This is a genomic window from Agrilactobacillus fermenti, assembly GCF_047943045.1.
GTDB lineage: Bacteria > Bacillota > Bacilli > Lactobacillales > Lactobacillaceae > Agrilactobacillus > Agrilactobacillus fermenti.
This window is the reverse complement of record NZ_CP181347.1, coordinates 1474281-1495287: the sequence shown is the minus strand read 5'-3', so window position 1 is coordinate 1495287 and position 21007 is coordinate 1474281. Positions and strand designations below refer to the sequence as shown.

Sequence of the window (21007 nt, the reverse complement as noted above, 5' to 3'; positions counted from 1 at the left end):
ATTATAAATAGGAGTTATTATGTTAAGGCGAAAAAATTATTTTAAGCAATTATTATTATCTTTAGGTTTAGTCCTATTTGCTTTTATTGGCTTATTGGGTACGATTACGCCAGTCCATGCGGCAGACAACTCATTGCAGCGTATCAAACAAAAGGGTGTCATTGTAATGGGTACCAGTCCGGATTATCCACCCTATGAGTTTATTACGAAAGTCAACGGCAAAAATAAAGTTGTCGGTATGGATGTACAAGTTGCGCAACAAATCGCCAAGGATTTAGGTGTCAAACTTGAGATCAAACAAATGGACTTTGACAGCTTACTTGTTGCATTAGAGACGCACAAAGTAGACATGGTGCTATCAGCAATGACGCCAACTGAAACGCGCAAACAAAGTGTGGACTTCTCTGAACCTTACTATCATGCTAGACAATCCATTATTGTACGTAAACAAGATAAGCGTTTATATAAAAATAAGGATTCTTTCAAAGGTAAAACAGTAGGTGTACAGACCGGTAGCTTGCAACAGAATCTGGCGAATAAGCAGATGAAAGGGACAAAAAAGAAGGGCCTAACCAAAGTTACTGATTTGATCCTTTCATTGGAAACTAACAAAATTGAAGGGATCGTTGCCGAGGATGCTGTGGCACAAGCTTATGTGGCCAATGATTCACGCTTAGCTAGTATTGATGCTGGATTTGATTTGGGCGGTGATGAGACCGGCACGGCGATTGCGTTTGCAAAACATTCTGATAGCTTAGTGAATCAGGTCAATCAAAGTTTAGATAAGATCAAAGCTAAACATTTAACCAAGCAATATTTAGCGAGTGCTGGCAAATACATGGCTACGAATACGCAAAATGTTTCGATGTTTCACTACTGGACGTATTTTGCCAAAGGGATCGGATATACATTGCTAATTACAGCAATCGCTGTTGTGATTGGGATCATATTGGGCACACTTTTTGCCATGGGACGTTTAAGCAAACGTACTTTTATCCATTATCCCGCTGTTTGGTATATTGAGTTTGTTCGGGGCACACCATTGATGATTCAAGTCATGTTCGTTTATTTCGGCGTTGGGATGCTATGGAATAATATTCCAGCGTTCTTTGCTGGTGTTGTGGCTGTGGCGCTAAATAGTGCCGCTTACGTCGCTGAGATCATACGTGGTGGGATTGATTCAGTACCTACCGGTCAAGTGGAGGCTGCACGTTCTTTGGGTATGTCGCATCGAGATGCGATGCAGACAGTTGTCTTACCTCAAGCCGTCAAAATTATTTGGCCATCGTTAGGTAATGAGTTTATTTCTTTGATCAAAGAGAGCTCAATTGTTTCGATTATTGGGGTCACGGATCTAATTTATCAATTGCGTGCCGTTCAAGCTGCTACCTATCGTGGTGTTGCACCAATTGCAGTGGCAATGATTATTTACTTTATTATAACGTTCACCTTGTCTCGGATTTTGAACCGTGCTGAAAGGAAGATGCAACATGACTGAAATGTTAAAAGTTGAGAATTTGACAAAGACATTCGGAGAAAATAAAGTTTTGCGAGGTATCGACGGAACAGTCAATAGCGGTCAAGTGATCGTTGTGATCGGACCTTCAGGTGGTGGTAAGAGTACGTTCCTGCGTTGCCTAAATTTATTGGAAAAACCGACGTCTGGTAAAGTTTCATTTGAAGGTACTGACTTGACAGGGCTCTCAGAAAAAGCGTTAGATGATATTCGTGAAAAAATGGGAATGGTATTTCAAAGTTTTAATTTATTCTCGAATATGAATGTTTTAGATAATTTAACGTTGGCCCCAAAACGGGTTAAAAATGAAGCTGAAGCTAAGGCACAAACTCATGCCATTGAACTTTTAGAAAAAGTCGGTTTAGCTGATAAAAAGGCTGCTTATCCAGATAGCCTTTCTGGTGGGCAGCAGCAGCGGGTGGCGATTGCCCGGGCGTTAGCGATGGATCCAGACGTTATGTTATTCGATGAACCAACCTCTGCTTTAGATCCAGAGATGGTTGGTGAAGTTTTGAAAGTTATGCAGGATTTAGCTTCTGATGGCATGACCATGGTAGTTGTGACCCATGAAATGGGCTTTGCCCGCCAAGTTGCGGATGAAGTTTGGTTTATGGACGGCGGTAATATTGCCGAAAAAGGGACGCCAGAGCAAATTTTTGATCATCCGCAGAACGAACGGACCAAGGACTTTTTGTCAAAGGTATTAGCCCAATAAAATATTAAAAAATAAGCAGGGTAGCGAATAGTTGCTATTCCTGCTTTTTGTATGTATGATAGTAAGGCAAAAATATAAATTTACTTGTTTGCCATTATAAAAGTAGGAAGTGAAAGTATGGCAACTGAGCTGATCGAACATAAATTGGCTTTACTCCCCGGATTGCCGGGTTGTTATATGATGAAAGATATTAACGGCAAAATTATTTACGTAGGTAAAGCCAAAAATTTAAAGAATCGTGTGCGTTCTTACTTTAAAAGTTCGCATACCGGTAAGACAGAGCGGTTGGTTTCTGAAATCCGTGACTTTGAAACGATTGTAACTTCTACTGATAAAGAAGCCTTTCTGTTAGAAATCACTTTGATTCAAAAACACCAACCTTATTATAATATTCGTTTGAAGCGCGGCACTGGTTATCCTTATATCAAAATCACCAATGAACGTGATCCAATGATGAAAATCACCGGTAAAATTGAAAAAGACGGCGCTTATTATTTTGGCCCATATCCAAATGTTTATGCGGCTGAAGAAACCATGCGCTTTTTGCAGAAAGTTTATCCTTTACGCCGTTGCCCGGGCCATTTAGGTCGGCCATGTCTGTATTATCATATGGGCCAATGTTTAGGTGCTTGTTTTAAAGAGGTGCCTGAAGCGGAATACGCCCAACAAATTGAGAAAATCAAAAAATTTCTCAACGGTAATGTGGCCCATATTAAAAAAGAACTATCTGAAAAAATGCAGCAAGCAGCTGCTGAAATGAAATTCGAACGTGCTGCTGAACTACGAGATCAGATTCAATATATTGAACAAACTGTTGAAAAACAGAAAATTATTTCTAATGACCATACCTCTAGAGATCTGTTTAATTTTTATTATGACCGTGGTTATATTTCGATCCAAGTCTTTTTTATCCGTCAAGCTCGGTTAATGAAGCGCGAGAAGAAAATCGCACCAATTATTAATGATCCTGTCGAAGAATTTACAACATTTATATTGCAGTTCTATAATCGTAAAAATAATTTACCCCCAAAGGAAATTTTGGTACCTAAGAGTGTAGATATTGCTAATATTGAATCTTTGGTAGGTGTGCCAATGCGAACGCCACAACGCGGTGAAAAACGGGAATTAATGGCACTAGCTAAGAAAAATGCCAAATTGGTATTGGATGAAAAATTCCGATTGATGGAATTAGATGAAAGTAAGACAATCGGTGCACAAGATGAGATATTTGCTGCTTTAAGTTTGCCTAAAGGGCATGTTATCGAAGCCTTTGACCATTCCCATATTATGGGTCAAGATCCTGTTTCAGCTATGGTCATGTTTGTGGACGGGCGTCCAGAGAAAAATATGTATCGTAAATATAAACTTAAGGGTGAAGTTGAACATCAAAATGGTGCTGATGAAGCTAGCAACACCAGGGAAGTGATTCGACGACGTTATACGCGCCTATTAAAAGAACACGCAGATCTGCCGGATCTAATTTTAATGGATGGCGGTGAAATTGAAATGTTAGCCGCCCGGGATGTTCTTGAAAACGAGTTGAATTTGAATATTCCGTTAGCTGGAATGGTTAAGAATGATAAGCATAAAACAGCCGCATTATTGTTTGGTGATGATGCGCATATTCATGAGGTGCCTTTAGATCATAAGAGTCAAGGATTCTATTTACTGCAACGCATTCAAGATGAAGTCCATCGATTTGTCATAACTTTTCATCGAAAAACACATTCGCGAAACAGTCTCAGCTCGCAATTAGAGACCATTAAAGGTGTTGGTCCGAAAACACGGACTAAGTTACTGAAAACGTTTGGTTCGCTAAACAAGATCAAGACGGCATCAGTTGCTGATATTCAAGCAGTGGGTGTTTCTAAAACCACAGCACAAATGATCAAGCTATCGTTAAATACCGCTGTAAAGAGTTAATTATCGCTCAAATAAAAAACCACATTTCCGTTCAAAACGAGAAATGTGGTTTTTTGATAGTGCGCCCGGCATGGGCGCTAACTTGGTGGTGAAAGTCCACTATAGACCGTAGTAGTCGGAACTATTAGTTGAGGACAAGGGTGTCCACCGTGAGGTGGAATCTGAAGGAAGTCTAAAGCAAAGTGCTGAACCAATGAACAAGAAGTGGCTATAAGGCTGTTTGCAGTGGATAAGGTTGCTAAACAAACTGAAGTCCCATACTACTCGAAACTGTACGCAGTAAAGCCAATGGTTACATGGCACGAAAGTTAGCGTTCTTACCGGGGAGGTCTGTATCATACGTTCCCGACAAGAGAAACGGAAAGTTTCACAGGTACAAACTAGGCAGTGATGTCTAGCTGAATGATACAGAAGTCAGCCGAGGCCATAATAGTTGTCCTTTGGACAACGAAGGGCCGAACTTTAACAATTCTCGTCAAAATTGGAGGTAGAAATCATGCAACAATCGCAGAAAACAGAACCATGTTCTGGTCACCGGCGGATGGTAGACCTGGAAGGTCAAGAGCAACCCGGGGCGCGTAGTGTGATTTCCGGTGAAGATAAGATGTGGAATGGCGTTTCATTTCAAGATTTAGTTTTGTCCCGAGATAATTCGAATCAAGCTTACCTTAAAGTCAGAAGCAACAAGGGTGCAGCGGGTATTGACGGTCTGAACTGTCGATGAGCTGTTGCCTTATCTGAAACAACATCGTGATGAGCTAATCGCATCACTGCGTGATGGCAGTTATCAACCATTACCAGTTAAACGAGTCGAGATTCCAAAACCGGACGGCTCCAAGCGCAAGCTCGGGATTCCAACGGTGGTCGATCGACTTGTTCAGCAAGCAGTCGCTCAAGTGATGTCGCCAAGGTTTGAAAAGATATTCTCGGATAGCAGTTTTGGTTTCCGACCCAATCGAAGTGCTCATGATGCCATCAAACGGGTCATAGCGCTGTATGACCAAGGTTATCACTATGTGATCGATCTTGACCTTAAGGCATATTTCGACACGGTCAATCATGATTTACTGATGAAATTTGTCGGCCAATATATCGATGATCCCTGGCTATTAAGACTTATTCGTAAGTTCTTAACGAGTGGGATTATGAATGGAGGCCTGTTTGAAAAATCAACTCAAGGTACGCCGCAAGGTGGAAATATCTCGCCATTATTGGCGAATATCTACCTTAATGAGTTGGATAAGCTGCTCATGGCCAGAGGCCACCAATTTGTGCGCTATGCGGATGATTGTAATATCTACGTCAAAAGCAAGCGTGCGGGCTACCGCGTTTTGGCCAACGTGACTCGATTCTTGGAAAAGGACTTGAAGCTAACGGTCAATCAAAAGAAAACTCGCGTTGGCTCGCCCTTGAGATTGAAATTTCTAGGGTTCACTTTAGGTGTGAGTAAAGGCAAAGCATATGCCCGACCGCACAAAGTTGCCAAAGAACGTATCAAACAGGCCTTAAAGCTAATCACAAAACGGAACCGTGGTGTTAGTTTAGATGTCATCTTTAATGATATTGAGCGCAAAATGCGCGGCTGGTTACAATACTACAGTATTGGGCATATGAAGAGTTTTCTTAAAGCGCTAGACGCATGGTTGCGTACAAGGATTCGGCAGTATATTTGGAAATCATGGAAGAAAACCAAAACGAAGTTCCGAAATCTTAGAAAGTTAGGGGAATCGGTGTCAGAAGCACGAATATTCTCTAATACCCGTAAAGGATATTGGTACACCGCACATACTGGTGTATTGAAATATACCCTAACAAACGAAAGACTGGAACGCCGTGGACTTATCAATCTGTCCATAACGTACCAGTCTATTCAGAAACGCTTAAGTTATTGAACCGCCGTATACGGAACCGTACGTACGGTGGTGTGAGAGGTCGACCCGTTAGGGTCTCCTACTCGATTTTAATTAAATCGCTTCTTTTTCAGCTTGACGTTTTGGCCGCCAAACACCTAAGATCACACCGGCAATAATGGCACCAATCACAAATGACAATAGATAGAACAGTGGTTTATTTGCTAGGAAGATAACGAAAATACCACCATGAGGCGCTGGAACATTGACATGCCATAATTGTGTTAAGCCGCCAGCAATTGCGGAACCAATCACGCTAGATGTGATCACATGAAGCGGATCACTGGCTGCAAATGGAATCGCACCTTCTGTAATGAAAGAGATACCTAGGATGTAGTTACTGATCCCAGCTCGGCGTTCATCACCGGTAAACTTATCTTTCCAGAAAGTAGTTGCAATGGCAGTTGCCAACGGTGGTACCATCCCACCGGCCATAACAGCAGCCATTAGTGTACCATCGCCAGTTGCTGTATAGGCGCCAATAGCAAAGGTATAAGCGGCTTTATTGAAAGGACCACCCATATCGATCGACATCATCCCACCAAGAATGACGCCTAAAATTACGGCATTACCAGTACCCATACTCTTTAAGAAGTTTGTGATTGCGGCATTGATAACGGCAAAGATTGGATCAACGGCAAAGTACATGATGGCACCAACAACGAGTAAGCCCAACACTGGGAAAATCAGAATTGGTTTTAAGCCATCAAGTGAGTGCGGTAAATTCTTGAATAATTTCTTTAAGCCAATCATCACATAACCGGCGATAAAACCTGCAGCTAAACCGCCTAAGAAGCCTGCTGGACTTTTAGAAGGGAAGAAACTAGCTGCCGCTTGGGAAGCCATATAGCCCCCAACGAAACCAGGCATTAATGCTGGTCGATCACCAATTGATTCGGCAATATACGCTGCTAATACGGGGATCAAGAAACTAAAGGCAAAGTTACCGATTTGATTTGGAAAGACGAACCAAGTTGATTTCGCACCAACCATGTGTTCCAACAAGAAGGAGATAGCCATTAAAATACCGCCGCCGACAACGAACGGTAACATATTAGAGATACCATTCATCAAATTGGCGTAAATTTGGCTACCAACTGATTTTTGCTCTGAACTGCCAGATTCAGAATCGGCAGCGCCATTACCATGAAAGACAGGGGCTTTTTGATCTAAAGTTTCTTGAATCAGTTCTTCAGGTTTATTGATACCTTCTGTAACGGGACGATTCAATAAGCGCTTGCCGTCAAAACGATCCATTTCAACCTTTTTATCAGCAGCTACAATGACACCAGTTGCCCGAGCAATATCATCAGCTGTCAAGCGATGCTTAACACCTTCTGAACCGTTCGTTTCAACTTTGATATCAACACCCATTGCTTCTGCTTGTTTTTTTAGTGCTGCTTCAGCCATATAAGTATGTGCGATCCCAGTTGGGCAAGCAGTAACGGCTACAATAAATGGTTTATCTGCTTTAGCATCCGTTGTTGGTGTCTGGGTAGCGGCCTTAGCTTCCGCTTCGGCCTTTTCTTTAGCAGCTTCTTGAGCCTCTTTCGCTTCTTTGGCTGCTTGGGCATCGCCAAAAAGTTTTTGAACTTCTTCAGGTGTTTTGGCTTGTTTTAAAGCGGCAACTAAATCGGGATCAATTAGTAGTGATGAAAGTGCAGCTAATGCTTGTAAATGTTCATTATTGGCCCCTTCAGGAGCAGCAATCATAAAGAACAGATAAACTGGTTGTCCATCTAAAGCATCATAATCGACACCTTTTGAACTCTTAGCAAATAATACAGTCGCCCGTTTAACCGCTTTGTTTTTGGCATGGGGCATGGCAATACCATCACCGATACCAGTGGTGGATTGGGCTTCACGTTTGATGATATCAGCTTTGTAAGCTGCTTCATCGTCAATGACGCCCTTGTCATAATACTGGTGCACCATTTCATCGATTGCACCTTGCTTGGTAGTTGCTTTAAGATCCATGATCATGACATCTTTTAGCAATAAATCTCGTATGTCCATTGAAATCCTCCGTTCAAAAGTTTAACTTAATTAAATTCCTCAATAGTGATTTTAGGTAACAAAGCATCGATTTGTGCTTTTGTGGCTAAATCTTTAGCAAAAGCTGTAGCACTACCACAGGCAAGGCCAATTTTAAAACTAGCCATTGGGTCATTAGTCTTAGCAAATGTACCTGTAAAACCAGCAATCATTGAATCACCAGCACCAACAGAATTGACCACAGTGCCTTTCGGTGCTTTTGAATAATATGTTTGGTCAGATGTAATCAAAAAGGCACCATCGCCAGCCATCGAAATCAAAACATTTTTAGCACCAAGATCTAATAGCTTGCGGCCATACTTCGCAATATCTTCCAAGTTATCAAGTTGAACATTGAAGAGTTGGGCTAACTCGTGATGATTTGGTTTCACTACTAAGGGGTGAGCTGCCAGCGTATCCTTTAAGGCCTGACCAGTCGTATCGATGACAAAATCAGCACCTTGAGCTTGAATCATTGGAATCAGATCACGATAAAAAGTATCAGGTAGGGTAGGTGGCAAACTACCAGACATAACCACCACATCACCAGCTTGAAGCTGCTTTAAATTTGTTTTGAAATCAGCGACATTTTCAGGACTGATCGTTGGCCCCTGACCGTTGATTTCGGTTTCTTGGTCAGCTTTGATCTTAACGTTAATACGCGTATCATCAGCCACTTCAGTGAAACTAGTCGTTAAGTGGTCTTTTTCTAAAGCCTCTTTAACGAAACGCCCTGTATAACCCCCAATAAACCCTAATGCCGTGGTTGGTAAACCCAATTGACGAAGAATTCGGGAAACATTGATACCTTTGCCTCCGGGTAGTGAAGTGCTGGAATCTAAACGATTAACAGTACCTAATTCGATTTTGTCAGTTGTTACAACATAATCAATGGATGGGTTTGCGGTAACAGTATAAATCAAAAATGAACGACCTCCTCTATAGATGTATATGTTTTTAGATGTTGAAACTTTTCTGGCATAGTTGAAGTGATGATTTCGGCATCAGAAAGATTACCAAATCGGTCAAAGGAAACACGGCCAAATTTATTGGCTTCTGCTAGAATGTAGCGCTCGGCCGACCGTTTTAAAACGATACGTTTAAGGGCACCTTCTTCAGGATCTGGTGTAGAATAACCATTTTGTTCGTCGATTCCGTTTGTACCAATAAACGCTAGATCAAAACGATAGTCATTCAGTTCAGCAATGGCTTTAGCGCCAATAACAGCTTTGGTTAGATTTTTAATTTGTCCGCCAATTAAATAAATATGCAACTGTTTCTCTGCCAGCAGTGCAGCTGTGTCAACGCCAGTTGTCACAATAGTCACGTGCTGTGCTGGCGTTAAGAAGGAAATCAATGCTTGGACAGTTGTCCCGGCATCCATAAAAATCACATCACCCTGGTGAATTTTAGTGGCCGCATATTCAGCAATTTGCTGTTTCTCTGCAACGTTGGTGTTAGCCTTGCTAGTTTGGCTTGGCTCGTCCATTAAATTGTTCAAACGCTTAGCACCACCGTGAATCCGCACTAAACGACCAGCATCCTCGAGTTCTTGAAGATCTCGACGAACGGTCGATTCAGAGGCTTTGGTGTGTGCAACTAGATCTTGTAGTTTGACAATTTCTTTGGTACGCAAGCACTTCAAAATATAATGCTGTCTTTCTTCTGTTAACATACACTCAACTCCATTTGGTATTGTAATCGGTTAACCAGCAAAAATCAACAAAAAACGTTCAAAACCTGTCATTTTCTGTTATTATTTTTTTAAATTCTGTTTTAAGGCTAGGTTATATTTACTTTTCCTGTTAAAATAAGTAGAATAATTAAATGGATTCTAGAGGTCGTAGAAAGGGCGTTACCGATGTTTGTCGACCAAGTTAAGATACAAGTGAAAGCAGGAAAAGGCGGCGATGGTGCTGTTGCATTCCGAAAAGAGAAGTATGTGCCAAAGGGGGGTCCAGCCGGTGGTGATGGCGGAAAAGGCGGTAGTATTGTCCTTGTCGTTGATCCAGGGTTACGGACGTTAATGGATTTTCGCTATAAGCGGATTTTTAAGGCTGCTAATGGTGAAAATGGTATGAATAAAAGTATGTATGGCCACGGTGCTGAAGATACGGTTATTAAGGTACCCCAAGGCACGATGGTTAAAAATGCAGAGACAGATGAATTGATTGGCGATTTAACGGAAATTGGACAACAACTGGTGGTAGCTCAAGGTGGTCGTGGCGGTCGTGGCAACATTCATTTTGCCAATTCTCGGCGTCGTGCCCCAGAAATTGCCGAAAACGGTGAGCCTGGGCAAGATTTAGAAATCAAATTGGAATTACGTGTTATCGCTGATGTAGGACTGGTTGGATATCCTTCGGTTGGTAAATCTACCTTATTATCTGTGGCTACCAGTGCGAAACCTAAAATTGCAGCATATCATTTTACAACTTTAGTGCCTAACTTAGGGATGGTGCAGTTGAGTGATGGTCGTGATTTTGTTATGGCTGATTTACCTGGGCTAATTGAGGGTGCTTCAAATGGCGTTGGCCTTGGATTTCAGTTTTTACGTCATATTGAACGCACACGAGTCATTTTACATTTAGTAGATATGGACCCCGAAAATGGCCGAGTACCAATTGATGACTTTGAGCAGATCAATCATGAATTAGAAACTTATGACCCCACAATTTTGAATCGACCACAAATTATTGTGGCTACAAAATTAGATTTACCAGGAGCTCAGGAACGTCTTGATGAATTTAAGCAAGCATTGGCTAAATCCAAGCATTTCAAAGATGCAACTATTTTTGCAATTTCAAGCGTAACTCATAGTGGCGTGCGTCAGTTATTAACCACAGCGGCTACGGCTTTAGAACAAATACCAAAAGCACAGCCTGAACCTGTAGCAGCAAAGACCTATGACTATGAAACCCAAAAAGCAGCTGATTTTGCAATTCACCAAGACGAGACGGGTGCTTATATTGTAACAGGAGAAAAAGTTGAACGTTTACTTAAGATGACGAATTTGAATCATGATGACAGTGTATTGCGTTTCGCAAGACAATTGAAATCAATGGGGATTGAAGAAGGATTAAGAGCTGCTGGTGCCAAAAATGGTGATACCGTAACCATTGCTGACTTTAGCTTTGAATTTGTTGATTAAGTTTGAGATATTGACACACAATTTAATGAAGAGATTTAAATATGCATAATTGAGGATTTGGCAGGATGAATAATACGCAACAAACAAAAAAGAGACGTTATATAACTGGATTCGACGGCTTACGCGCTTTAGGGGTTTTAGGCGTTATTTTATATCACATGAACCCTAACGTATTTAAGGGTGGTTATCTTGGGGTGCCAATCTTTTTTGCGATTTCTGGTTATTTGATCACAGATCAGTTGATTACTCAATATCAAAAAATGGGCAAGTTCGATTTTAAGACATTTTTTGTTAAACGTTTAAAACGTATTTATCCAGCATTAGTTGCTGTGTTATTCAGTACGAGTGCTTATATTGTTTTCTTTGAACGCAATTTGTTAGCTAATTTGCATAAAATTATTTTAACGAATTTACTGAACGTATACAATTGGTGGCAAATCGTAAATGGCCAATCTTATTTTGAGCGCTTTGCTAATAATGAATCCCCTTTTACGCATCTTTGGACGTTATCAATTGAAGGTCAATTTTATATTGTTTGGCCGATTCTAATGGTTTGTATGTTAAAGCTACTGAAGAAAAGATCGCGGCTATTCAATGTCACGATGGTTCTGGCAATTTTTTCCGCTGTCCTAATGGCTATCTTATATCAGCCCCATATAGATCCCAGTCGGATTTACTATGGTACTGACACGCGGATGTTTAGTATCTTGTTTGGTTGTGCTTTGGGTATCGTATGGCCGAGTGAGCGATTAAGGGCGGATATTGAGGCCCGTGATCGGGTTTTATTGGATACTATTGGTATTGTTTGTTTTGTAGGCATGGCATTTTTGTTTATGCAATTAACTGATCAAGGGGCTGCTTTGTATCGTGGCGGTATGTTTTTATTCTCATTCCTAGCAACTGTTTTAATTGCTATCGTGGCACATCCAGGTGCAGATTGGAACGGGGTATTGACTAATCCGATTTTTTCCTGGATTGGATCAAGAAGTTATGGCATTTATTTATACCAATTTCCAGTAATGATTTTTTTTGAATCTAAAATGACTAATATTGCTGATCACCAAGTACTTTACCATGTCATTGAAGCGGTGATGATTTTGCTGATCAGTGAGTTATCTTTCCGTTATATTGAACAGCCTTTAGCCCATTTTGATTATTCGCAAACAGGGGTATTTTTCAAGTCATTATTTTCACGAAAAGGCACTCAAAGTCGCCGGACACGTATCATTGCCTTTGTATCGATGTTTATTTTAGTGGCAGGAATGACAGGCGCTGTTCAAGCAACAACTGTTAAGCCTGGTGCAGCAAATAATTCACAACTGGCAAAGAAAATTAACAAGAACAAAAAGGCAAATGCAAAGCGAAATACCAAATTGATTCAAGAAGCCAAAAAAGAAAATAGACAGAAAAAATTGGCACAGAAGAATGCTTCTTTGAGTCGTTCATTAAGCATTTCTTCCAGTCAGGAACTAGAAAGTCGTGCTAAATCGCACCCTGTTAATGAGCAATTGGGAAAACAATATGGCATTCCTCAAACAGCACTACAAGCCGCACAGAATATGCAAATCACAGCTTTTGGGGATTCGGTTATGTTGGATGGCCAAAATATGTTGCAGCAAATATTCCCTAAAATGTTGATGAAGGCTGATGTTGGTAAACAAATGGTTTCTGTGATTGGTGAAGCTAAGGGCTTGGCTGATCAAGGGGCTTTAGCTGATAATATTCTTGTAGGTTTAGGCACAAATGGCCCATTTACGCCAGAACAAATGGATCAGTTAATGGCTGTATTCGGTCCAGAACGCAAAGTTTATTGGATCAATGTTCGTGTCCCAACTCGTGAATGGCAAAATCCGGTCAATGATACTTTGAATCGAGCAACGAAGAGGTATAAGAATTTGGTTGTGATTGACTGGTTTGACTATTCTAATAGTCACGATGACTGGTTTTATGCGGATCGTGTACACCCTAATACCGTTGGTGGGCCGTATTATGCGACATATATTGCCAAACAAATATTAAATGTAAAATCTTAGAATATAAGCTTAAGCTGGTTGGCTGAATCTCATTTAGCTTCCAGCTTAATTTTTAGCGATTTTGTTAAATTTATAGATAGGAAGTCGTCCATGGAGTTACAATTTTTAGGAACTGGGGCTGGGACACCAGCCAAGCAACGTAACGTTACAAGCATTGCATTGAAACTATTAGCTGAGCGCAACGAAATTTGGCTATTTGATGTTGGTGAAGCGACCCAACATCAAATCTTATACACAACAATTCGGCCACGAAAAATTGACAAAATTTTTATAACTCATTTACACGGTGATCATATTTTTGGATTACCGGGGTTGCTTTCCAGTCGATCTAATCAAGGTGGAAATAGTGCGCTAACCATTTATGGCCCTAGAGGTATTGAAGATTTTGTACGATCTGCCTTGAGAGTCTCTGAGACACGTTTAAGTTACCCGCTAAGTTTTGTCACTGTTAAACCCGGTCTTGTGTTTGAAGATGACACTTTTTCTGTGTTTGCAGATGAATTAGATCACCGCATTCAAAGTTTTGGTTATCGAATTGTAGAAAAACCGCATCCAGGGATCCTGCTAGTTGATAAATTAAAAGAAGATAATATTCCTTCGGGACCAGTTTATGCTAAACTAAAAGCAGGTGAGACTGTAAAATTGGCTGACGGCCGAATTGTCAGCGGTCAAGATTATGTGACACCGGAACAGCCAGGGCGTATCGTAGCTATTTTAGGCGACACACGAAAAACCCAACATGCTTTAGCACTTGCAGAGCATGCTGACGTGCTAGTACATGAAAGTACCTTTGGCCGGGATGAAGCTAAACTTGCGAAGCAATATTATCATTCAACAAATATTCAAGCTGCAACGATTGCCAAGCAAGCACAGGTAAAACAGTTACTATTAACCCATATTTCAGCGCGGTATTTGGGCAAGCTGGTTCATGAATTACAGACTGATGCCCAAATGGTTTTTCGGAATACAAAAGTCGTATCTGATTTTGACGAAATAAATATTCCTTTTCAAAAGAGGTCAATCAATGAAAAAATTAGCAGCGTTAAGAAATCTTGATGGTAAGATTGTTGTCATCACTGGAGGATCTTCAGGCATTGGTCGAGCTAGTGCTTTACAGGCAGCTAAACGGGGGGCGATTGTGATCGTAGCAGCGCGGCGCCAAGCACAGCTGGATCTAGTCGCTAAGCAGTGTGCGGCTTTATCGGGGCGGTCAGCATATGGCTTTACCTTAGATATTTCTGATCCTGATAATATTGACTATTTTTGTCGACGGGTCGTTAATGAAGTTGGCATTCCCGATGTTTTGATCAATGCAGCCGGGTTTGGTAAGTTTACAAACACAGTTGACATGGAACCGGCGATGATCGAGCGCTTGATTCAAGTTGATGTTTTAGGAACGATTTATATTTCACGTCTAATTGCAAAACTAATGATTGACAGAAAACCAGGCCATATTATTTTGTTAGGTTCAATGGCTGGTAAAATTGCAACGAATAAGAGCGCAATTTATTCCGCAGCTAAATTTGCTGTGGTTGGCTATGCTAATGGCTTGCGCCTAGAACTAAAACCTTTTGATATCCAGGTAACGACTGTTAATCCTGGTCCAGTTGCTACAGACTTTTTCAATATTGCTGATGAAAGTGGAACTTACCTTAAATCGGTAGGGGCTTTCACATTAAATGCAGATCGGCTGGCTCAACGAATTGTGAGTGCTGTTGGTTTTTCTGTACGTGAAATTAATACACCAGCTATCATGGCTTTGGCGGCACACTTTTATGATATTTTTCCACGTATTGGGGATTATTTAACTAGTGAGCTTTTCAATAAGAAATAATTTTATTTGCCGGTGGGGGAATTTAGATGAAGAAACAACGTAATTTCATATTGGGTTTGATTATTGCTGTTATTTTGGTTGTTTTTGCTCTGATCAATCAAAAACAAGTTCAAATCAGTTTTGGTTTCACAATTGTAAAGTTGCCGTTAATCTTGATTCTATTTATCAGTATTTTACTAGGGGCTTTAGTAACTTACTTATTTGCCACGATGGGTAATTATAATATGAAGAAACAATTGAAACACCTGACAACACAAATAGATGATGCTGATAAAATTAAACAAGCTGCTGTGGCTGAAGCTATCACAACAACGACTAAAAAGCTGGATCAACAGTATCAAGCTGAGTTAGCTAAAAAAGATGAAAAAATCAAGCAATTACAAGTCCAATCCAATGGAAACGCCCAACAAAAAGGACAGTTAGCAAAAAATCAATTCGATGCATCGGATAAATAATTTTCAGACTTAAGTATGTTGCACTTGAGATGGTTAGATTATAGAGTGAGGAGGTCGGAACAAAACTGCGGTTTTGTTGCCGGCCTCTACTTAGCTATGAATAATTTAATTTGAAACGTATTTCGTTGCTAATTTATTTAAATTAGATATAAGTGGTTTTACTCAAATATCATAATGGGGTGATTTTTTGAATCCAGAATTATTAACACAGGTTGTTCAAGAAGCACTTGCTGCAGCTCAACAAGTTGCCGTGACGCGGCATCATACAGAAATCGATATTGCACATTTATTTAAAGTCTTGATGCAACCTGGTGAAGTTTTGCCGGATCTTTTAAAAAAGGTTAATGTGGATACGGCAGCGTTTGAAATCCAAATTGACCATGAGCTAGATGCCCTACCCGTAGTTCAAGGGCAAGCCAATTATGGTCAAAATATGAGCCAGAATCTTTATCAATTATTTAATGATGCGAATACGATCCGTCAAGAATTAAAAGATGACTTCATTGCTGCAGATACGTTACCATTGGCTTTATTAAAACAGCAATATCAGCCACTAACTAAATTTTTAAATGAGCATGGTGTAACGGCCGACAAACTACGGCAAACGATCCTAGATATTCGAGGAAACCAGCGTGTAACTTCAAAAAACCAAGAGGCCAACTACCAAGCATTGGAAAAATATGGGACCGATCTTGTCAAGGCAGTTCGTTCTGGTGATCAAGATCCAATTATTGGTCGCGATGAAGAGATACGCAACGTCATTCGTATTCTTTCAAGAAAAACTAAAAATAACCCCGTTCTAATTGGGGAACCAGGCGTTGGTAAGACTGCTATCGTTGAAGGTCTAGCCCAACGAATCGTCAAGGGCGACGTTCCTGATAATCTAAAAGATAAGACGATTATTTCTTTGGATATGGGGACATTAATTGCAGGTGCAAAATACCGTGGTGAATTTGAGGAGAGACTTAAAGCTGTTTTAAAAGAAGTTAAACAAAGCGAAGGGCAGATTATTGTTTTCATTGATGAGATTCATACGATTGTTGGCGCTGGCAAATCAGAAGGTTCAATGGATGCTGGTAATTTGCTAAAACCAATGTTAGCTCGAGGAGAACTGCATTTAATTGGAGCAACGACCTTAGATGAATATCGAGAAAATATTGAAAAAGACAAAGCCTTAGAGCGTCGTTTTCAACGGGTATTGGTTCAGGAACCCAGTGTCGCAGATACGATTACGATTTTGCGGGGATTAAAAGAGCGCTTTGAGATATTCCATGGCGTACGCATTCATGATAATGCCCTCGTGGCTGCAGCGACCTTGTCAAATCGCTATATTACGGATCGCTTTTTACCAGATAAGGCAATTGATCTAGTTGACGAGGCAAGTGCAAACATCAATGTTGAAATGAATTCTATGCCCACAGAACTGGATCAACAAACGCGGAAAATGATGCAACTTAAAATTGAAGAAGCTGCTTTGAAAAAAGAAAGTGATCCTGCTTCCCAAGCACGTTTAGCTGAAATCAAACAGCGTAAAGCTGATTTACAAGAAAAGATTAATCAGTTAAGTGCAAAATGGTCGGCTGAAAAATCAGAAATTAATGCAATCAATGAGAAAAAGACTCAAATTGATAAAGCAAAACATCAATTAGAGGATGCCCAAGCTAAGTATGACTTAGAAGCAGCAGCTCGAATTCAACATGGTACTTTACCAAAGTTAAAGCAGGAATTAACTGATTTAGAGAAAAAAGAAAATTCAGCTGATAATTTGGTTCAAGAATCCGTAACAGCTGATGAAATTGCCGATGTCGTCAGTCGCCAAACAGGTATTCCAGTGGCAAAATTAGTTGCCAGTGATCGACAAAAGTTATTACATTTAGAAGATACTTTGCATCAACGTGTCATCGGCCAGGATCAAGCTGTTAAGTTAGTTGCCGATGCAGTGATCCGCAGTCGGGCTGGATTGCAGAACCCTGATCGGCCACTTGGATCGTTTTTGTTTTTAGGACCAACTGGTGTTGGAAAAACTGAGTTAGCAAAAACGCTAGCTGAAGATTTATTTGATTCTGAAAAGCATATGGTTCGTATCGATATGAGTGAATATATGGAAAAATACGCAGTTTCACGTCTAGTCGGAGCAGCTCCTGGTTATGTCGGGTACGAAGAGGGCGGACAGTTGACTGAGGCTGTTCGTCGAAATCCTTATACCATTGTTTTATTGGATGAAATTGAAAAAGCGCATCCAGACGTTTTTAATATTTTATTACAAGTTTTAGACGATGGTCGTTTGACAGACGGGCAAGGTCGAACTGTTGACTTTAAAAATACAATTATCATTATGACTTCTAATTTGGGGTCTGATATTTTGTTAGATGCTCAACAGTCCGATGCGGGTATTACAGCACATACGCATCAGCAAGTGCAAAATCTGTTACAAGACCATTTTAAACCAGAATTTTTGAATCGAATTGGTGATATTGTTATTTTTGATCCATTAACTTTGGCAGCGGTAAAACAGATTGTGGTGAAATTAATTCGACAATTGACGAAACGATTGGCAGCTCAAGAAATTAAACTAACGGTGACACCAACGGCACAAACATGGATTGCAGAGAAGGGGTATGATCCTGCTTTTGGAGCGCGGCCATTACAACGATTTATTGTTGGTCAAGTAGAAACACCATTAGCAAAAGAGATTATAGCTGGACATATCTTGCCGCATAGTTTAGTGACAATTGATTTAGTTGATGATACTTTGACTTTTAGGCACGAAAAAGTGCAATCCAAGACACCAATTATTTAAAATAAACTTGCTTCATAGTGAAACATCTAGTATTATGTTTGTTGTAGGCTTTTTAGCCGAGATGAGTCGATTCTCACGCGACTAATTTATTAATTTTGCAAAGTTAATTAAAGGAGTTTGAATAGACATGGCAGTTCCAGCAAGAAGAACCTCAAAAACCAAGAAACGTATGCGCCGTGGTCACATTAAATTGAATGTGCCTAATGTTCATTTTGATGCAACTAGCGGTGAATACCGTGTAAGTCATCACGTTTCACCAAAGGGCTATTACAAAGGCCAACAAGTTATTAAAGACAACAACGATTAGTTTGTCTATATTTTTTACAAAAAGGTGGTTGAAATCAATTCTGATTTCAGTCACCTTTACTTATTTATTTGTATATTTATAAGTTCGTTATTTTTGAATATGGGAAGCGTGGAAAATGCAAAAGACACGAAAATGGGTTCTGAGTTTGATGGGTATTATTTTGATGGTTATCTTATCGGGATGTCAAACTCAGAAATTAAGTACGAATAAGAAAAACTATCAGCCAGATTTGATGGCCACAGTTATTAAGGGTCATGCTGGTACAAACCAGGTGAAGTATCAGGTAGCTCATGGTAAATGGCAAGAAGTGCCTGTACGTGATGGTGCTTTTGCCATTACAATACCTCGTGCGAATCAAACTGCTGAAGTTGCTATAAAATCTGGATCACTGCAAAAACAAGTAACCGTAAATAAGGCAACTGTGATTATGCCGTTTGCTCAATTTCTGGCAGGTTATACGATGGCTAGTCAAGCAACACAACAGACGCCTTTACAATTAGTCGATAATTTATCTCAAAAGCATCAATACAACGGTTTAATTGCAAAGGATGATAAGTTAATGGTACGTGGTGTTGTGAGCAATAATCAATTAATGGGTTTAACGTTAATTACTAAGACGTCGAACATGAAACAGAAAAAAGATTTGACGGCTTTTGCGACACAGTTAGCTACGTTAGCTACAGTAACTGGCGCTGATGGCAAAACAGTACTCAAACAGTTTGGGGATAAAACGAAGTCTGTAAAAAATGGCAAAACGACAATTGACACCATTAAATCTAAAGGGGTCAAATTCGATGTTGCCTTTAGTGATAAAAATATTTATGTTTTTGTCACTAAATAGGTAGATAAAAGATTTACGACAATTTCATGATGTCGATGATGGGCATATCATTGACATCATTTTTTTTGGTTGAAATTTCCAAAATGGCTTTAATAATTGGGGATAAAGGGAAGTAATAGCTAGTGATTTGATTTGTTTTTAAATAGTCCATTTGTTGAGCTGTCAAAAATGTCGTATATAGTACAGGTTCCAGCGCTATATCTACCTTTGAATGGGTAGCTTGAAAATTGATCAGATCATAGAAATTTGTAAAGATAATTTTGGCTGCTGAATCTAATTTGGTATCAAAGTTAATGACAGGGGATTGAGTGGTTGTAAAGTGGAAATGCTGCAATAATTTTGGCTGAGTTGTTTTTAGTTGATTGATAATATTGGGAATAAATGATAAATCCGTTAAACCAGCGCTGACAGGAGGCTGTTGATAGAAAACATTTGTACTTGATAACCAACTTAATAGTAGTTGATTGAAAACTTGGGTGTTGAGTTGCATTGTTGGCGTGATAGTTTGAGAGATAGCATTAGCAAATGGTATGATGCGATATAATGATATATCCTTTAATTGAATTTGATATATTAAGTTCTCGGATGATAAATGACCTAGAATAAGAACCTGATCTGTCGCCGGCTGTAATGAGCCTAAATCTAGTTGATTAGCTTGCTTGAGATCAAAACTGAGCACCTGATAATATTGCTGGTTTTCGAGCCTTTGCAAAGCTTGGCGCAAGGCTAATTCGAATAATAGCTCTTGATCTTGATACTTTTCACAAATGAGATAGATATGTTGGGTGGTATTTTTTGAATTACTGTTTGTCACTGATTTAGCGACAAAACTGCCAGCACCACGCTTGCGATAAATCATACCAGCACGTTCTAAATCATCAAGCGCACGTTTTGCAGTTATACGGCTTACTTGATATTGCCTGCTTAAATCTGACTCGGTGGGTAAACGGTCGCCGGACTTTAATTGTTGCGTGTTGATTAACTGAGATAGGTCATTGATGATCACTTGATATAATGGTTCCGCCATAGCACAGCACCCCTTTTTGATATAGTATATCATATTTCTTATATGATATAGCAATTAGACGGTTTATACATTCCTTAATCCTGAAGGCTATCAAACAATTATTGAAAAGATATATTTAACATTCTCAAGGTGGCTGTGAGCTAAAAGCTTTTTCTTACAGCAGAGACTGATTAAGACCAAATTATTTATAAAATAAAAATGACTGATGCAAAATATTAATTCGCATCAGTCATTTTCTGAAATGTTGGGCAGTTACTTCGTACTTAATTTCTCAGACCAATTTAATAAAGCAGGCACAAATCCCAAAGCAATCGCAAAAACGACTGCGGTACCAACGGCTTGAATGGGTACGAAAGTTGTATGGGTTAAAGATGAGCCGATGAATCCGACAATAAATCCGAAAATAGCGCCCCAAAACATCATCATAATGTAACGCATTTTTTGACCCTCTTTCATCAGGT

General features: G+C 39.9%; 16 protein-coding genes and 1 pseudogene. 12 read left to right on the top strand and 5 right to left on the bottom strand.

Annotated features, from left to right (window positions below; all coding sequences use genetic code 11):
• Positions 1 to 19 precede the first annotated feature (19 nt).
• The 4 genes and pseudogenes from ACNAN0_RS07310 (at position 20) to ltrA (ending at position 6046) form a co-directional block, all read left to right on the top strand.
• Positions 20 to 1498 carry an ABC transporter substrate-binding protein/permease gene (locus tag ACNAN0_RS07310; protein WP_230912477.1) on the top strand — a complete coding sequence of 493 codons (1479 nt, stop codon included), beginning with the start codon at positions 20 to 22 and terminating at the stop codon, positions 1496 to 1498.
• A complete protein-coding gene (locus ACNAN0_RS07305; protein ID WP_416352989.1) occupies positions 1491 to 2231 on the top strand; it encodes an amino acid ABC transporter ATP-binding protein in 741 nt (246 codons plus the stop codon). Before ACNAN0_RS07310 ends, ACNAN0_RS07305 begins: the two co-directional genes overlap by 8 nt.
• A gap of 117 nt (positions 2232 to 2348) precedes the next feature.
• Positions 2349 to 4154 (top strand): excinuclease ABC subunit UvrC, encoded by a 1806-nt coding sequence (uvrC, locus tag ACNAN0_RS07300; RefSeq protein WP_416352988.1) that lies wholly within the window; start codon positions 2349 to 2351, stop codon positions 4152 to 4154.
• A gap of 496 nt (positions 4155 to 4650) precedes the next feature.
• A pseudogene (ltrA, locus tag ACNAN0_RS07295) lies at positions 4651 to 6046 on the top strand (group II intron reverse transcriptase/maturase).
• A gap of 72 nt (positions 6047 to 6118) precedes the next feature.
• Here the strand turns inward: ltrA and ACNAN0_RS07290 are convergent.
• From ACNAN0_RS07290 to ACNAN0_RS07280, 3 genes are read right to left on the bottom strand one after another with little or no spacing between them, the layout of a single operon-like run.
• On the bottom strand, positions 6119 to 8080 hold the full coding sequence (locus ACNAN0_RS07290) for a fructose-specific PTS transporter subunit EIIC (protein ID WP_416352987.1): 1962 nt from the start codon (positions 8078 to 8080) through the stop codon (positions 6119 to 6121).
• 26 nt (positions 8081 to 8106) lie between these two features.
• Positions 8107 to 9021, bottom strand: a complete 915-nt coding sequence (gene pfkB, locus ACNAN0_RS07285; RefSeq protein ID WP_416352986.1) for a 1-phosphofructokinase — start codon at positions 9019 to 9021, stop codon at positions 8107 to 8109.
• Positions 9018 to 9773, bottom strand: coding sequence for a DeoR/GlpR family DNA-binding transcription regulator (locus tag ACNAN0_RS07280; protein ID WP_416352985.1), 756 nt, complete (start codon positions 9771 to 9773; stop codon positions 9018 to 9020). Before ACNAN0_RS07280 ends, pfkB begins: the two co-directional genes overlap by 4 nt.
• 186 nt (positions 9774 to 9959) lie before the next feature.
• Between ACNAN0_RS07280 and obgE the strand changes: the two genes are divergently transcribed.
• The 8 genes from obgE to ACNAN0_RS07240 all read left to right on the top strand — a co-directional run bounded on the left by obgE (position 9960) and on the right by ACNAN0_RS07240 (position 19519).
• Positions 9960 to 11249, top strand: coding sequence for a GTPase ObgE (gene obgE, locus ACNAN0_RS07275; RefSeq protein WP_230912472.1), 1290 nt, complete (start codon positions 9960 to 9962; stop codon positions 11247 to 11249).
• 65 nt (positions 11250 to 11314) lie between these two features.
• Positions 11315 to 13282 carry an acyltransferase family protein gene (locus tag ACNAN0_RS07270; RefSeq protein WP_416352984.1) on the top strand — a complete coding sequence of 656 codons (1968 nt, stop codon included), beginning with the start codon at positions 11315 to 11317 and terminating at the stop codon, positions 13280 to 13282.
• Positions 13283 to 13372: 90 nt separating this feature from the next.
• A complete protein-coding gene (gene rnz, locus ACNAN0_RS07265; RefSeq protein WP_230912470.1) occupies positions 13373 to 14338 on the top strand; it encodes a ribonuclease Z in 966 nt (321 codons plus the stop codon).
• The gene (locus tag ACNAN0_RS07260; protein ID WP_230912469.1) at positions 14307 to 15116 is read left to right on the top strand and encodes an SDR family NAD(P)-dependent oxidoreductase; all 810 of its coding nucleotides are present in this window, start codon (positions 14307 to 14309) and stop codon (positions 15114 to 15116) included. The genes rnz and ACNAN0_RS07260 overlap by 32 nt, the downstream gene beginning before the upstream one ends.
• A gap of 26 nt (positions 15117 to 15142) precedes the next feature.
• Positions 15143 to 15571 carry a lipopolysaccharide assembly protein LapA domain-containing protein gene (locus ACNAN0_RS07255; protein ID WP_230912468.1) on the top strand — a complete coding sequence of 143 codons (429 nt, stop codon included), beginning with the start codon at positions 15143 to 15145 and terminating at the stop codon, positions 15569 to 15571.
• Between the two features lie 187 nt (positions 15572 to 15758).
• A complete protein-coding gene (gene clpB, locus ACNAN0_RS07250) occupies positions 15759 to 18371 on the top strand; it encodes an ATP-dependent chaperone ClpB (RefSeq protein ID WP_416352983.1) in 2613 nt (870 codons plus the stop codon).
• A 127-nt stretch (positions 18372 to 18498) separates the two neighbouring features.
• Positions 18499 to 18678 (top strand): 50S ribosomal protein L32, encoded by a 180-nt coding sequence (gene rpmF, locus ACNAN0_RS07245; protein WP_230912466.1) that lies wholly within the window; start codon positions 18499 to 18501, stop codon positions 18676 to 18678.
• A 115-nt stretch (positions 18679 to 18793) separates the two neighbouring features.
• Positions 18794 to 19519 (top strand): hypothetical protein, encoded by a 726-nt coding sequence (locus tag ACNAN0_RS07240; protein WP_416352982.1) that lies wholly within the window; start codon positions 18794 to 18796, stop codon positions 19517 to 19519.
• Between the two features lie 13 nt (positions 19520 to 19532).
• On the opposite strand, the gene ACNAN0_RS07235 is transcribed toward ACNAN0_RS07240, so the two are convergent.
• Positions 19533 to 20546 (bottom strand): GntR family transcriptional regulator, encoded by a 1014-nt coding sequence (locus ACNAN0_RS07235; protein ID WP_416352981.1) that lies wholly within the window; start codon positions 20544 to 20546, stop codon positions 19533 to 19535.
• A 252-nt stretch (positions 20547 to 20798) separates the two neighbouring features.
• Positions 20799 to 20984: a DUF2929 family protein gene (locus ACNAN0_RS07230; RefSeq protein WP_416352980.1), complete on the bottom strand. Its 186-nt coding sequence runs from the start codon at positions 20982 to 20984 to the stop codon at positions 20799 to 20801.
• Between the last annotated feature and the right edge of the window lie 23 nt (positions 20985 to 21007).

Coding starts and splice junctions, on each gene's coding strand:
- ACNAN0_RS07310 (WP_230912477.1), top strand. CDS start 20: ATGTTAAGGCGAAAAAATTATTTTAAGCAATTATTATTATCTTTAGGT.
- ACNAN0_RS07305 (WP_416352989.1), top strand. CDS start 1,491: ATGACTGAAATGTTAAAAGTTGAGAATTTGACAAAGACATTCGGAGAA.
- uvrC (WP_416352988.1), top strand. CDS start 2,349: ATGGCAACTGAGCTGATCGAACATAAATTGGCTTTACTCCCCGGATTG.
- ACNAN0_RS07290 (WP_416352987.1), bottom strand. CDS start 8,080: ATGGACATACGAGATTTATTGCTAAAAGATGTCATGATCATGGATCTT.
- ACNAN0_RS07280 (WP_416352985.1), bottom strand. CDS start 9,773: ATGTTAACAGAAGAAAGACAGCATTATATTTTGAAGTGCTTGCGTACC.
- obgE (WP_230912472.1), top strand. CDS start 9,960: ATGTTTGTCGACCAAGTTAAGATACAAGTGAAAGCAGGAAAAGGCGGC.
- ACNAN0_RS07270 (WP_416352984.1), top strand. CDS start 11,315: ATGAATAATACGCAACAAACAAAAAAGAGACGTTATATAACTGGATTC.
- rnz (WP_230912470.1), top strand. CDS start 13,373: ATGGAGTTACAATTTTTAGGAACTGGGGCTGGGACACCAGCCAAGCAA.
- ACNAN0_RS07260 (WP_230912469.1), top strand. CDS start 14,307: ATGAAAAAATTAGCAGCGTTAAGAAATCTTGATGGTAAGATTGTTGTC.
- ACNAN0_RS07255 (WP_230912468.1), top strand. CDS start 15,143: ATGAAGAAACAACGTAATTTCATATTGGGTTTGATTATTGCTGTTATT.
- rpmF (WP_230912466.1), top strand. CDS start 18,499: ATGGCAGTTCCAGCAAGAAGAACCTCAAAAACCAAGAAACGTATGCGC.
- ACNAN0_RS07240 (WP_416352982.1), top strand. CDS start 18,794: ATGCAAAAGACACGAAAATGGGTTCTGAGTTTGATGGGTATTATTTTG.
- ACNAN0_RS07235 (WP_416352981.1), bottom strand. CDS start 20,546: ATGGCGGAACCATTATATCAAGTGATCATCAATGACCTATCTCAGTTA.
- ACNAN0_RS07230 (WP_416352980.1), bottom strand. CDS start 20,984: ATGCGTTACATTATGATGATGTTTTGGGGCGCTATTTTCGGATTTATT.